Here is a 14,222-nt window from a genome sequence, read left to right on the forward strand (position 1 = left end):
CCTTTTTTGTACAACCTCACGACTTGCTTGCGACGCTCGTGAAGTTGCTCCAGTGTTTGCTTTCTTGCGCTTTCTTTTTCCATCAAGCTTCGACACGAAAAATCGAAGAAAGTTCAGACTTTATGGGGCCTTATCTATAGTTGCCATGCCCAAATCCAACGCCCTGAACCAGTTGCGTGCTGCGGCAACCGCCGAGCACGAGGATGCACTGAGCTGCGCGCGGCGTTACGAAGCCCTGACGGCAAAAATCCATGCCTGTCAAAACGGCATGGGTGCAGCGCCTTCTGTTGAAGAGTTTCAGCAGTGGCGGGAAGACGTGGAGCGCACCGTCGCGTTGCGGCGCTTGCAAGGCGGCGTTTCTGGCGCCTGAGCTGCACAGGGGCTTGAAATGCGCCCTGTGGTTCTTCCCCTGTCCTTGATGAAACACTTGTGCTACATTTTTGCAAATGAAGAGACGAATGTTTCATGTCACCTCATTCCCTTTTCAGCAAACTCCCGCTTGAGGGGCTGAGTCCCGAGCTGTTGCGCGCCGCGCGGTGGGTTGAGGCGCATCCGCGCGAGGTGGCGTTGCATTCTATGCGCGAGTGTGGGCGGCGTGCCGGGTTGGCGCCAGCGAGTCTGACGCGGCTGGCGCAGGCCCTGGGCTTCCAGGGTTTTGAGGCGATCAAACATCTTTGCCAGGAGTCTTTTTCGACTCAGGGCGGTTACGCTGGGCGCGCCGAAGTGCTGCAGGCCAGCGCAAGGCAGGACAAGGACTGGCTGACCCTGCTCAACGAAGCGCAGCATGCCAATTCGGCGTCGGTCGGTGGCCTGAACCAGGCAGCACAACTGGAGGCGGCGGCCGATGCCATGCTGAAGGCACGCCGGGTTTATTTCCTCGGACTGCGCGCCAGCCACGGTCTGGCGCTGCACCTGCACTATACCTACGGCCTGCTGGCGCCCAACGGCGTGCTGGTGCAGGGACTGGGTGGCACGCTGGGCGACCAGGTCGGCGACATCGGGCCGCCCGATCTGCTGGTGGTCACCTCCTCGGCGTCGTACACGCGGCAAACGGTGGAGGCCGCGCTGCAGGCGCAGGCGCAGGGCGCGGGCGTGCTGGCGCTGACCGACAGTGCGCTGTCGCCGATTGCCTGCACCGCCACGCACATCCTGCTGTTTCGAACCGACAGTCCCTCGTATTTTCATTCCATGGTCGGCGCGCTGGCGCTGACCGAAGCGCTGGCTGCGGCCGTTGCCGTACGCGGTGGCCGCAAGGTGCTGGCCCATCTGCAGGCGCGGCAGGACCGCCTGGATAACGAGGGCGCCTACTGGGACAACAGCAGCGACAAGGTCGCGACAGCCCGTTCATTGAATTCTTCACGAAGGAAATAGGCTTTATGGTTGCAGCGTTCACCCAGGTTTTTCACCGCCAGTTGCAGCGCAAGCCGCCGGTGGCGGTCAGCGGCCAGGGCGTGTACCTGACCGATGCCGGCGGGAAGAGTTATATCGATGCGTCCGGCGGTGCGGCTGTGTCCTGCCTGGGGCATGGCCACCCCGATGTAGTGGCTGCCATGCATGCGCAGATCGACAAGCTGGCCTATGCGCATACGAGTTTTTTTACGACGGAAGTGGCTGAGACGCTGGCCGACAAGCTGATTGCGACCGCGCCGCAAGGCATGAGCCATGTGTATTTTGTCAGCGGTGGGTCGGAAGCGGTGGAGGCCGCGCTGAAGATGGCGCGCCAGTATTTTGTCGAAACCGGCCAGCCGCAGCGCACGCACTTCATTGCACGCAGGCAGAGTTATCACGGCAACACGCTGGGCGCGCTCGCCATAAGCGGTAACCTCTGGCGGCGCGAACCGTTCGCGCCCATCCTGATCCCGGCGACGCATGTGTCGCCCTGTTATCCCTACCGCGAACAGCAGGTCGGCGAAACGCCGGAGCAGTACGGTCTGCGCCTGGCGCAGGAGCTCGAAGACGCGATTCTTGCTAAAGGCGCTGACAGCGTGATTGCCTTTGTCGCCGAAACCGTGGGCGGCGCCACGGCTGGCGTGCTGGCACCGGTGCCCGGTTATTTCAAGGCGGTGCGCGAGGTCTGCGACCGCTACGGCGTGCTCCTGATTCTCGATGAAGTGATGTGCGGCATGGGCCGCACCGGCACCCTGCATGCCTGCGAGCAGGAGGGCGTAGTGCCCGACCTGCTGACCGTGGCCAAGGGCCTGGGCGGTGGCTACCAGCCAATAGGCGCGGTGCTGGCGCAAAAGAAAATCGTCGATGCCATGCGCGCTGGCTCGGGCTTTTTTCACCACGGGCACACCTACCTGGGCCATGCCATTGCGTGCGCAGCCGCCCTGGCGGTGCAGCAGGTGATCGAACGCGACCAGCTTCTGGCGCAGGTGCGCACACGCGGGGATTTTTTGCAGAAGCTCATGCACGCCACCTGGGATACACATCCCCACATCGGGGACATCCGCGGGCGCGGCCTCTTCTGGGGGATCGAGCTGGTGCAGGATCGTGCGACAAAAAAGCCGTTCGATCCGGCACGTAACGTGCATGCACGCATCAAGCAGGAGGCCATGGCGCGCGGCTTGATGGTTTACCCGATGGGCGGTACGGTCGATGGGCGGTATGGTGACCATGTATTGCTGGCCCCGCCCTTCATCACCAGCGAGTCCGAGCTGGCACTGATCGTCGAGCGGCTTGACGCCGCCATTCTGGCCGCGCTGTCTGACCTGTGATCTTTCTGATCGGTCTATTTTTTTAACGAGGAGTATTTCAATGTCCAGAACGTTTGTATTTAAAGCCCTAGCCGCTGCCGCAGCGCTCTCCGGCGCACTTGTCAGCGCGCCCGTGGTCGCCCAACAGAAGTTTGTCACCATCGGCACCGGTGGTGTCACGGGCGTGTATTACGCCGCTGGCGGCGCCATCTGCCGCCTCATGAACAAGGACCGCGCCAAACACGGCATTCGCTGCTCGGTGGAGTCCACTGGCGGTTCGGTGTTCAACATCAACACCATGCGTGCCGGCGAGCTCGATTTCGGGGTGACCCAGTCGGACTGGCAGTTTCACGCCACCAAAGGTACCAAGGTCTTTGAGAAGGACGGCGCCTACAAGGAACTGCGCGCCGTGTTCTCCGTGCACCCCGAACCGTTCACGGTGCTGGCACGCAAGGAAGCCAACATCACGAAGTTCGACGACTTCAAGGGCAAACGCTTCAACATCGGTAATCCGGGCTCGGGCACACGTGCCTCCATGGAGGAGCTCCTCAGCGTCATGGGCTGGACCACCGCCAGCTTTGGCCTGGCTGCCGAGCTCAAGGCGGACGAACATGGTGCCGCCCTGTGTGATAACAAGATCGAGGGTTTCTTCTACGGCGTGGGCCATCCTTCGGCCAACATCCAGGACCCCATCACCACCTGCGGTGCCAAACTGGTTCCGCTGACCGGCCCCGCGATCGACAAGCTGGTGGCAACCAACCCCTACTATGCCAAGGTGGACATTCCCGGCGGGCTTTATGCCGGACACCCGAGCCCGACGCCCACTTACGGCGTATTGGCCACCTTTGTATCGTCGACCAAGGTGCCTGACGCGACGGTGTATGAGATGGTGAAAGCGGTCTTTGAAAACTTTGACGAGTTCAAGAAGCTGCACCCGGCTTTTGCCAATCTGGACCCGAAGCGGATGATCAAGGACGGTCTGGCCGCGCCGCTGCACCCTGGCGCCGTGAAGTACTACAAGGAAAAGGGCTGGATGTAAGACCTTTACCGGTCTGATCGTGCACGAAGGGCTCCACTGACGGAGCCCTTTTTTTACATTCGTGCCCACTGGAGTCAATATGTTCAAGAAAAAAGCAGCGGCCCCTGAGGCCGTGGATGTCAAGCAACTGGTGGCCGACAGCGATGCGGGGGGGCGCAACCCCGGTCCGAAGGTGACCCGGCTGATCCTCATCGTCGCCTTGGCATGGTCGCTGTTCCAGTTGTGGATCGCCTCACCGCTGCCGTTTTCTACCGGTTTTCTGGTCTTCAACGACACCCAGTCGCGTTCCATTCATCTGGCCTTCGCGGTGTTTCTGGCGTTTCTTGTCTACCCGGCGTTTGACCGCTCGGGGCGCGACAGGGTGCCGCCGTGGGACTGGCTGTTTGCGCTGGTCGGCGCTTTTTGCGCAGCCTATCTGTTCATCTTCTACCGCGAACTCTCCACGCGGCCCGGCCAGCCCACCACGCAGGACCTGGTGGTTGCGGCGGTCGGCATGGTGCTGCTGCTGGAGGCCACGCGCCGGGCACTCGGCCTGCCCATGGTGATTGTGGCGCTGGTGTTTCTGGGCTACACCTTTGGCGGGCGTTACATGCCTGACATGATCGCGCACAAGGGTGCCTCGCTGGAACGGGTGGCGTCGCACCAGTGGCTGACCACCGAGGGTGTGTTCGGCGTTGCGCTGGGTGTCTCCAATGGCTTTATCTTCCTGTTTGTGCTGTTCGGCTCGCTGCTGGACAAGGCCGGGGCCGGCAACTATTTCATCAAGTCGGCGTTTGCCTTGCTGGGGCACATGCGTGGCGGCCCGGCCAAGGCCGCCGTGGTGTCTTCGGCCGCCACAGGCATCATCTCGGGCTCGTCCATCGCCAACGTTGTGACCACCGGGACCTTCACGATTCCGCTGATGAAGCGGGTTGGCTACCGGCCCGACCAGGCCGGTGCCGTGGAGGTGTCGAGCTCAGTCAACGGCCAGTTGATGCCACCGGTGATGGGCGCGGCCGCCTTCCTGATGGTGGAATACGTCGGCATCCCGTACACCGAGGTGATCAAACACGCCTTCCTGCCGGCCATCATTTCCTACATCGCGCTGTTTTACATCGTGCACCTGGAAGCCCTGAAGGCCGATCTCCAGGGCCTGCCGCGACGCGGCAATGCCACCGCCCTGCAGCGCATTCGCGCGTTCGCCATGACGGTAGCCGGTTTTGTCGTTCTCTCGGGCCTGGTCTATTACGGCGTGGGCTGGATCAAGACCGCCTTGCCAGACGCGGCGATTTACCTGATAGGCACCGGCCTGCTCGGCGCCTATTTTGGCCTGCTCTGGCTCGGTTCGCGTCAGCCGGTGCTGGAGCTGGACGACCCCGACGCCCCTGTCTTCGAGTTGCCTGAAACCGGACCGACCCTCAAGAGCGGCTTGCATTACCTGCTGTCGGTGGTGGTGCTGATCTGGTGCCTGATGATCGAGCAGCTGTCGCCAGCCCTGTCGGCATTCTGGGCCACCATGTTCATGATTTTCGTGATGCTGACGCAGCGCCCGTTGACCGTTGCCATGCGCGGGGAAGGTCAGTACGGCGCCGCGCTGCGCCAGGGCCTCACCGACCTGATGAGCGGGCTGGAAGCCGGGGCGCGCAACATGATAGGCATCGGCGTGGCGACGGCAGCGGCTGGCATTATTGTGGGCACGGTCTCGCTCACCGGCATCGGCCTGGTGATGACCGAGCTGGTCGAGCTGCTTTCTGGCGGCAACTTTATGATCATGCTGCTGCTGGTGGCCTTCATCAGCCTGATCCTCGGCATGGGCCTGCCGACCACGGCCAACTACATCGTGGTCTCCACCCTGATGGCGCCGGTGGTGGTGGAGCTTGGTGCGCAGAGCGGCCTGCTCGTGCCACTGATTGCGGTGCATCTGTTTGTCTTTTATTTCGGCCTGATGGCGGACGTGACGCCGCCGGTGGGCCTGGCCTCGTTCGCCGCGGCGGCAATTGCGCGCAGCGATCCGATCAAGACCGGCGTGACGGCTTTTTTCTACAGCATGCGCACGGCCATCCTGCCGTTTCTTTTCATCTTCAACACCCAGTTGCTGATGATAGGCATCGACAGTGTCTGGCACCTCATCCTGACCATCGTCAGTGCCACCGTCGCGATGCTGGTGTTTGCTGCAGCGACCCAGGGGTATTTCCTGGTCCGTTCGCGGCTCTGGGAGTCTGTAGTCTTGCTGCTGGTGACTTTTACGCTGTTCCGTCCCGGTTACTGGTGGGACATGGTTTACCCGCCCTACCGGGAGGTGCCCGCCGTGCAGCTGATCGAGCTGGTGGGCCAGGCCGAGGCCGGTGCGCGCAAACGCATCTGGATCGAGGGCACCAATCTCGACGGCAAGGAGGTGCGCAAAGGCGTCCTGCTGCCGCTCGGCGATCTGGCGCCGGCTGCGCAACGGCTGTCCAAAGCCGGCCTGACGGTCATGCCGCAGGGCGATACGATGCAGGTGCTGGCCGTCAAGTTTGGCTCGGCCGCCGAGAAGCTGGGCATTGAGCAGGGGTTCCGCATCACGTCCATCGAAGTTCCCGCCGACCGGCCTGACAAGGAGTGGATGTTCCTGCCCGCCCTGGCGCTGCTGTTTGGGGTCATGGCCCTGCAACGGGCGCGGGGCCGGCGTGAAACGCCGCTGCCCGCTACCGGCGAACCCCGACCGGGCTGAAATCTGCCGCAGGGCGGTAGTGAGAAATGGCTTGAGCCCTTGACGGTTGAGCCTAACCAGCTCTCAAAAACGTAGCATTTCAGGGATCAACCGAGGCGCTCCAGCGGTCGCCCCAGTTCCTGTCCTGGGCCTTGTCCATGCTGCGCCGGTCGCGTTTGGTCGGGCGGCCGTGCTCGATGCTGGCGGCCGGTTCGTTGTTGAGCCGCCGCTGCTCGGCGGCGGCTTCGCGCAGGCGCAGGCTGTCCACGCTTTCTTCATACAGCTGTTGCGCCACCGGCGCGGCACCGCGCTGCTGGCTCAAGCCCCGGATCACCACGGTTCGGGTTACCGGCCCTTGCCGCATCTGCAGCGTATCGCCGGCCTTGATGTCGCGCGCTGGCTTGGCTTCCTGGCCATTGACCTGCACCCGGCCCTTGCCGATCTCGTCGCTGGCCAGGGAGCGGGTTTTGTAAAACCGCGCGGCCCACAGCCACTTGTCAAGGCGCATGCATCAGCTCCCCCAGCCAGCGATCAACAAACAGCTTTTTCATCAACTGATATTGTGTACCAGCGGCAGACGCACGGTGGCGTCCAGCCCGGTAATACGCCCATGGTCTTCGCGGTTTTCCAGGGTGATGCTGCCGCCCAGCGCCTGGGTGATTTCGCGGCAGATCGCCAGGCCCAGACCCGAACCATGGCGCACATTGCCCGCCGAAAACGGCTGGTACAGGCGGGGCGCAAGCTCTGCCGGGATGCCCGGGCCGCTGTCGCTGATGGTCAGCGCCAGGTAGCTGCTGTCGGTCAGCAGCCGTACCGACAGGGCGCCGCCCACCGGACAGTGTTTGATGGCGTTGTGCATCAGGTTGCGGCACAACTCGCCCAGCATCCATTCATGCGCAGTGACGCTGGCGGGCGCGGTTTCAATGTCAAAGTCCAGATCTTTGTCGGCGATCAGCGGCGCCAGGTCCAGCGCCACCGCGCGCACGATGGCGGCCATGTCCACCGGCCCCAGGTCAGCCTGTGCGCGCAACTGCTCGACCTTGGCCAGGGCCAGCATCTGGTTGGCCAGCAGTGCCGCGCGGTCCACCGTCTGGTTGATCTCGGTGAGCGCGACCTGGGCTTCCATGTCGCCACGCAGCGCTGACTGTACCTGTACCTTGAGCACCGCCAGCGGCGTGCGCAGCTGGTGCGCGGCGTCGCGCACAAACCGTTTCTGGTTGTCCAGCAGGTGCTGCAGCCGGCCCATGACCTCGTTGGTGGCTTCGACCAGCGGCAGCAACTCGCGCGGTGCATCGGGCGCGGCAATCGCGGTCAGGTCGCCTTCGGGACGGGCCTGCAACTCGGCGCTGAGGCGGCGCACCGGGCGCGTGGCCCGTTGCACCACGATCACCGCCACCAGCGCAATCACGGCTAACAACAGGGCCTGGCGCCACAACGTGTCCACCAGGATTTTCCGTGCCAGGGTGGTGCGCAGCTCCAGCGTTTCCGCCACCTGGATGACCGCCATGCCGCGCCCACTGGAGCTGGTCACCGGTTGCAGCAAGACCGCAACACGTACTGCATCGTCCAGATAGACGTCGTCGTAGAAGTCAACCAGCGCCGAGTAGGGGGGTTTCGGCGGAATGCGGCCGCGCCAGAACGGCAGCTGCGCGTAGCCAGATACCATCTCGCCGTTCAGGCTGGACACGCGGTAAAAAAGCCGACTCTGGTTGTCTGCCTCAAATGCTTCCAGCGCGGCGTAGGGCACCGTCACGCGCAGCTCGGACTGTTCGTCGTAACCGCTGACGTCGAGCTGCTCGCCAATCGACTTGGCTGAGGCCAGCAGGGTACGGTCGTAAGCCGTGTTGACGGCGCCCAATGTCTGGCGGTACAGGGTGACGGTGTTGATGGTGATCAGCAGGCCGACCGGCAGCAGGATGCCCAGCAGGAGGTATTTGCGCAGGGACATGACCCCCACGCTTTTCACTTCGTGTGCCTCCGGCGTTGCGCTGCCCCTTTCACCGGAAGATGGGGCAGTGCTTGCTTGGGGCGGCCCGGCGCTGAAGGCTTCGACCCCCACGCTTTTCACTTCGTGTAATACGCTGACCCCCGAGGGGGCAGTGCTTGCTTGGGGCGGCCCGGCGCTGCGCACGTCGGCGTCAACCCCTTTCATGGCGCATCCACTTTCAGCAAATAACCCAAGCCGCGCAGGGTCACCAGGGTCACGCCGGTACGCGCTATTTTTTTACGCAGCCGGTACACCACCACTTCCACGGCTTCGTACTGCACATCGGTCTCGCCGGGAAAAACGAGCTCAAAAAGTCCTTCCTTGGACACGGCCTGGCCAGGCTTGACGATCAGCGCCTGCAGCAGGGCCAGTTCGCGCGGGGTGAGCTCAAGGACCTGGTCCCGGTGGTAGATCGCGCCGCTCTCCTTTTCATAGCGAAGTTCGCCCGCAGTATGTCCGCCGGCGCCCGGTTCGGTGCTGGAGGTTGGGCGCCGGCGGCTCAGGGCGCGCAGCCGGGCTTCCAGTTCGTCGAGGTCAAACGGTTTGGGCAGGTAGTCGTCCGCGCCGGTGTTCAGGCCGATGATCCGGTCACCCACCGTGCCGCGCGCTGTCAGGATCAGCACCGGCGTGGTCAGTCCCTGGCGACGCGCCTGCTCCAGCACCTGCAGTCCGTCGAGGCCGGGCAGGCTCAGGTCCAGCACCACCACATCGGGCTCGGCGGCTGTCCATTGCGCCAGCGCCTTGCGACCATCGGTGCAAGCGAGCACCTCCATGCCGCGCCGGCTCAAGGCGCGCTGCAGCGCGGCCTGCATGGAGGGGTCGTCCTCGATCAACAGCAACTTCATGGTGGACAGCATGGGCAGGACATTAGCACTTTCCCTAGGGTTTCCGGACAGCCGTTTGACAGACAGGAAGCGCATCATCGATGGCGTTACAACCACTACAGGAGACATTCATGCGTCGCGACACCTTTTTGAAATCTCTGGCCGCGCTGGCCGCCAGCGGGGCCTTTCCCCTGTCGGCCCTGGCTGCCGCCAATGTGAAGATGATGATTCCGGCCAACCCCGGTGGTGGCTGGGACACCACGGGCCGCGCCCTCGGCAAGGCCCTGCAGGATTCGGGCGCGGCATCCAGCGTCACCTATGACAACAAGGGCGGCGCCGCCGGTGCCTTGGGCCTGGCCCAGTTTATCAACGGCAGCAAGGGGGACCCCAACGCGCTGATGGTGATGGGCGCAGTGATGCTGGGCGGCCTGATCACCGGCAAGCCGCCGGTCAGCCTGTCGCAGGTCACGCCCATCGCCCGCCTGACCAGCGAGTACAACGTGTTTGTGCTGCCCGCCAACTCGCCGTTCAAGACCATGGCCGACGTCGTGGCCCAGCTCAAGAAAGACCCCGGCAGCGTCAAATGGGGCGGCGGTTCGCGCGGCTCTACCGAGCACATTGCAGCGGCCATGATTGCACGTGAGGTCGGTGTGGACCCGTCCAAGATCAACTACGTGGCCTTCCGCGGCGGCGGTGAAGCCACGGCCGCCATCCTGGGCGGCAATGTCACCATCGGCGGCAGCGGCTACAGCGAGTTCTCGGAGTACATCGCCACCGGGAAAATGACGGCGCTGGCCGTCACGTCCGACGCACGCCTCAAGGGTGTCAACGTGCCGACGCTCAAGGAGCAGGGCATCAATGTGGTGATCGGCAACTGGCGCGGCGTTTACGGCGCGCCCGGCATCTCGGCCCCCGAGCGCCAGGCCCTGACCGACATGATTCTCAAGGCTGTCAAGTCCAAAAGCTGGACCGAGGCGCTGGAGAAAAACAAATGGACACCTGCTGTGCTGACAGGTGCCGCTTTCGACAAGTTTGTCGATGACGACATGGCCAGCCTGCGTGCCACCATGGTCAAGTCGGGCATGGTTTAAGGCCTGCCTACAGGAATTGTCATTGCGGGCCTGACCCGCAATCCATGTCCGCCTGCCCGCGCCAGCGGTGCTGGCGGTATGGATCCCGGATCGAGTCCGGGATGACAGTCAGGTCGACCGGGACACAGGCCCGGCATTCAAGGAGGCAAAACAAATGACACAACATTCCCTCTCCGGCACGCCATTGAAGTTGCAGACCCTGGTAGGCTGCGGCGTGGTGCTGCTGGCCCTCGGGCTGGCTGCGGGGGCTGTCAGCATCCCCTCGGCGGCCGGGTACGGCGGCGTGGGTCCCAATTTCTTGCCCTGGCTGGTGGCTGTCGCCCTGCTGGTGTGCGGCGGCTTCATGGTCTGGGAGTCACGCACCGGCGGGTTCCGCGCCCTCGATGCGCCGGTGGGCGCCATGCACGGCAACTGGGCGGGTTTTGCCTGGGTCTCGGCCGGCTTGTTGTCCAACGCCGCACTGATCACCACCATCGGTTTCATTTTGAGTTGCACCCTGTGTTTTGTGCTTGCGGTGCAGGGGCTGCGCGGGGCCGAGGGCAAGGCCGACCGGCGCCCGGTCGCCTGGCTCAAGGACGCGGCGATCGGGCTGGCGATTTCCGCCCCGGTGTTCTGGATGTTCACCAAATTCCTGGCGATCAATCTGCCGGGACTCACTTCATCGGGCTGGCTCTGAACCTGGAAATGTCAGCTGACCGCTCGCAGTTCTAAAGGCCGTGCATGCATGCCACCTCCCCTGATTTTTCCACCCGCACCGCAACTGACACTTCCAGGATCTAGGTTCTATGGACATCCTTAACCAACTGATGCAGGGCTTTGCGACTGCGGCCACCCCTGTCAATCTGCTCTGGTGTTTTGTCGGCTGCGCGCTGGGCACCGCCATCGGTGTATTGCCCGGTATCGGGCCCGCTGTCGCCGTGGCCATGCTGTTGCCCATCACCGCCAAGGTGGAAGCCACAGCATCGATGATTTTTTTCGCCGGCATTTATTACGGCGCGATGTACGGCGGCTCCACCACCTCCATCCTGCTCAACACGCCGGGCGAAACGGCAAGCATGGTCACGGCCATGGAGGGCAACAAGATGGCCAAGAGTGGACGCGCCGGTGCGGCGCTGGCCACAGCGGCGGTCGGCTCGTTTGTGGCCGGCACGATCTGCACGGTGCTGGTCACGCTGTTTGCGCCCATCGTCGCGGAGCTCGCGGTCAAGCTCGGCCCGCCTGAATATTTCATGCTGATGGTGCTGGCCTTCACCACCGTCAGTGCAGTGCTGGGAAAAAGCACGGTGCGGGGCATGACGGCGCTGTTTCTCGGACTGGCGGCGGGCCTGGTCGGACTGGACCAGATTTCCGGCCAGGCGCGTTACACCGGCGGCGTGCCCGAGTTGCTGGACGGCGTCGAAATTGTGCTGGTGGCGGTGGGCCTGTTTGCCGTGGCCGAAGCGATGTACGCCGTGTTGTACGAGGGCCGGGTGGTCGAGACCCAGAACAAGCTGAGCAAGGTGCACATGACGGCCAGGGACTGGCGCCGCTCCTGGCCGGCCTGGCTGCGGGCCACGGCCATTGGCGCACCGTTCGGTTGCATTCCTGCGGGCGGCACCGAGATCCCGACCTTCCTGAGTTACGCCGCCGAGAAGAAGCTCGCCAAGGGTGACAACAAGGATGAGTTCGGCACCGTGGGCGCCATCGAGGGCGTGGCCGGCCCGGAGGCCGCCAACAACGCCACCGTCACGATGGCGATGATTCCCCTGCTGACGCTGGGCATTCCGACCTCCAACACCACAGCGATTTTGTTGGGTGCTTTCCAGAACTACGGTATCCAGCCCGGCCCGCAGCTGTTTACCTCCTCGTCCGCTTTGGTCTGGGCGCTGATCGCTTCGCTCTATATTGGCAATGTGATGCTGCTGGTGCTCAACCTGCCGATGGTGGGCCTGTGGGTCAAGCTGCTGAAGATTCCCAAGCCCTACCTCTACGCCGGCATCCTGATTTTTGCGACCGTCGGCGTTTACGGCATGCGGCAAAGCGCGTTTGATTTGTTCCTGCTCTACGGCATCGGCGTGCTCGGGGTAGTGATGCGGCGCTTTGACTTTCCGACCGCGCCCGTGGTGGTCGGCATGATCCTGGGCCCGCTGGCCGAAGCGCAGTTGCGCAACGCCATGTCCATCGGCGAGGGCAGCGCGATGGTGTTCCTGCAGCGCCCGGTATCGGTGATCCTGATCGTGGTCGTGCTGGCGGTGCTCATCCTGCCGCGCCTGGCGAGACGCTGGGCTGCCCGCCGCCTGGTGGTCTGAGACTGGAAGTCCGCGGGGGAAACAGTGCCTCAGCCCAGAAGCGACAGGCGCAAAAAGCTATCAAAAAGAGAGCAATGAAAACGCCGATGCCTGGCGGGTCCGGGGCAGGGCATCACTGTCGCGCTACCATCTGCGCATGGAAACCACCGACACTCCACCGCATGGCCTGCCGCGCGATGCCCAGAGCATCCTGGCTCTGGCGGCGCGGTCCATGTTCCACCTGTTTTCCAGCATCAGTCAGGGCATGTTCCTGGTGGACCGCACCGGCCGCATTGTCTGGCTGAACGAGGGCTACAAGCGTTTCCTGCCAGCGCTGGGTTTTTCGTCGGTGGACCAGTTTGTGGGTCACATGGTCGAGGAGGTCATCCCGAACACGCAGATGCGGCGGGTGCTGGCAACCGGCGAGGCTTTCCTGATCGACCTGCTGACCAACCGGGCCGGCACCTTTGTGGTCAGCCGCATCCCGCTGCGCGACGAAGGCGGCGGCGAGGTGATAGGCGCCATCGGCATCGTGCTGTTTGATCACCCCGAAACCACGCTGCAGCCCCTGATCAGCAAGTTTGCGCTGCTGCATCGCGACCTCGACGACGCGCGTCGCGAGCTGGCCAGCCAGCGGCTGCAGCACACGGGTGGCCAGCGTCAGTCCAAATACACCTTTGCCAGTTTTGTGGGCACCAGCCCGGCGGCCGTCGAGGTCAAGCGCCAGGCGCGCCGGGCCGCGCAGACCTCCAGCCCGGTGCTGCTGCTGGGCGAGACCGGCACCGGCAAGGAACTGCTGGCCCATGCGATCCATGCCACCTCGAGCCGGGCACGCGGGCCGTTTATCAGCGTCAACATCGCTGCCGTGCCCGACACCTTGCTGGAAGCCGAATTTTTCGGCGTGGCGCCCGGCGCCTACACCGGCGCCGACCGCAAGGGGCGCGATGGCAAATTCAAGCTGGCCGACGGCGGCACGCTGTTTCTCGACGAGATTGGCGATATGCCGCAGGCGCTGCAGGCCAAGTTGCTGCGCGCGTTGCAGGAAGGCGAGATCGAGCCGCTGGGCTCCAACAAGCTGATTCCGTTTGATGCGCGATTGATCGCAGCGACGTCGCGCGACCTGGCGGTGCTGGTGCGTGAAGGCAAATTCCGCGAAGACCTTTTTTACCGGCTCAACGTGCTGCCAGTGCGGGTGCCGCCGCTGCGCGAGCGCCGCTCCGATATCCCGGCCCTGCTGGAGGTGCTGGGCGAGGAGATGGCGCTGCGCAGCGGTGACCGCCAGCCCGAGCTGTCGGCCGACGCGCTGGCCCTGCTGTCGGCGCAAACCTGGCGCGGCAACATCCGCGAGTTGCGTAACGTGCTGGAGCAGGCGGCCATGCGCAGCGATTCGGCCAACATTGGCCGCGCCCAGTTTGAGGAAGTCCTGAAAGAAGCCGGCATTGAACGTATTGCTCCCGAGCCGGCGGTGCTTGAAGGGGGCGACCTGTCGGCTTCAGACCCCCTGCGCCCGCTCGCAGAACAGGTCGCGCAGGTCGAAAAGCGCGCGATTGCCGCCGCCCTGGCGGCCACGGGTGGCAACAAGCTGGCGGCCTCGCGGCTGCTGGGAATCTCTCGCGCCAAGTTGTATGAACGTCTGGATAACCCTGATCA

12 protein-coding genes are annotated in these 14,222 nt (G+C 63.8%); 9 read left to right on the forward strand and 3 right to left on the reverse strand.

What is annotated here, in order from left to right; genetic code table 11:
* From ACESMT_RS13725 to ACESMT_RS13745, 5 genes are all read left to right on the forward strand, one after another.
* A partial coding sequence (locus ACESMT_RS13725) for a hypothetical protein (protein WP_372827159.1) occupies positions 1-370 on the forward strand: 370 nt, incomplete at its 5' end.
* A gap of 95 nt (positions 371-465) precedes the next feature.
* Positions 466-1,371 carry a MurR/RpiR family transcriptional regulator gene (locus ACESMT_RS13730; RefSeq protein ID WP_372827160.1) on the forward strand — a complete coding sequence of 302 codons (906 nt, stop codon included), beginning with the start codon at positions 466-468 and terminating at the stop codon, positions 1,369-1,371.
* Positions 1,372-1,376: 5 nt separating this feature from the next.
* A complete protein-coding gene (locus ACESMT_RS13735) occupies positions 1,377-2,717 on the forward strand; it encodes an aspartate aminotransferase family protein (RefSeq protein WP_372827161.1) in 1,341 nt (446 codons plus the stop codon).
* 40 nt (positions 2,718-2,757) lie between these two features.
* Complete coding sequence (locus ACESMT_RS13740; RefSeq protein ID WP_372827162.1) at positions 2,758-3,735, forward strand: TAXI family TRAP transporter solute-binding subunit; 978 nt, start codon at positions 2,758-2,760, stop codon at positions 3,733-3,735.
* Between the two features lie 79 nt (positions 3,736-3,814).
* Positions 3,815-6,424 (forward strand): TRAP transporter permease, encoded by a 2,610-nt coding sequence (locus tag ACESMT_RS13745; protein WP_372827163.1) that lies wholly within the window; start codon positions 3,815-3,817, stop codon positions 6,422-6,424.
* Positions 6,425-6,503: 79 nt separating this feature from the next.
* Here ACESMT_RS13745 and ACESMT_RS13750 read toward each other — a convergent pair whose 3' ends face one another.
* The 3 genes from ACESMT_RS13750 to ACESMT_RS13760 all read right to left on the reverse strand — a co-directional run bounded on the left by ACESMT_RS13750 (position 6,504) and on the right by ACESMT_RS13760 (position 9,247).
* Positions 6,504-6,911: an RNA-binding S4 domain-containing protein gene (locus tag ACESMT_RS13750; RefSeq protein WP_372827164.1), complete on the reverse strand. Its 408-nt coding sequence runs from the start codon at positions 6,909-6,911 to the stop codon at positions 6,504-6,506.
* A 42-nt stretch (positions 6,912-6,953) separates the two neighbouring features.
* Positions 6,954-8,351, reverse strand: coding sequence for a sensor histidine kinase (locus ACESMT_RS13755; RefSeq protein WP_372827170.1), 1,398 nt, complete (start codon positions 8,349-8,351; stop codon positions 6,954-6,956).
* A 200-nt stretch (positions 8,352-8,551) separates the two neighbouring features.
* Positions 8,552-9,247 carry a response regulator gene (locus tag ACESMT_RS13760; RefSeq protein ID WP_372827165.1) on the reverse strand — a complete coding sequence of 232 codons (696 nt, stop codon included), beginning with the start codon at positions 9,245-9,247 and terminating at the stop codon, positions 8,552-8,554.
* A gap of 98 nt (positions 9,248-9,345) precedes the next feature.
* On the opposite strand from ACESMT_RS13760, the gene ACESMT_RS13765 reads away from it, so the two are divergent.
* The 4 genes from ACESMT_RS13765 to ACESMT_RS13780 form a co-directional block, all read left to right on the forward strand.
* Positions 9,346-10,305 (forward strand): Bug family tripartite tricarboxylate transporter substrate binding protein, encoded by a 960-nt coding sequence (locus ACESMT_RS13765; RefSeq protein WP_372827166.1) that lies wholly within the window; start codon positions 9,346-9,348, stop codon positions 10,303-10,305.
* A 154-nt stretch (positions 10,306-10,459) separates the two neighbouring features.
* Positions 10,460-10,981, forward strand: coding sequence for a tripartite tricarboxylate transporter TctB family protein (locus tag ACESMT_RS13770; RefSeq protein WP_372827167.1), 522 nt, complete (start codon positions 10,460-10,462; stop codon positions 10,979-10,981).
* 109 nt (positions 10,982-11,090) lie between these two features.
* Complete coding sequence (locus tag ACESMT_RS13775; RefSeq protein ID WP_372827168.1) at positions 11,091-12,593, forward strand: tripartite tricarboxylate transporter permease; 1,503 nt, start codon at positions 11,091-11,093, stop codon at positions 12,591-12,593.
* Between the two features lie 136 nt (positions 12,594-12,729).
* A partial coding sequence (locus tag ACESMT_RS13780; RefSeq protein ID WP_372827169.1) for a sigma-54 interaction domain-containing protein occupies positions 12,730-14,222 on the forward strand: 1,493 nt, incomplete at its 3' end.

It is taken from the genome of Polaromonas sp. (assembly GCF_041689105.1).
Taxonomy (GTDB): Bacteria; Pseudomonadota; Gammaproteobacteria; order Burkholderiales; family Burkholderiaceae_C; genus Polaromonas.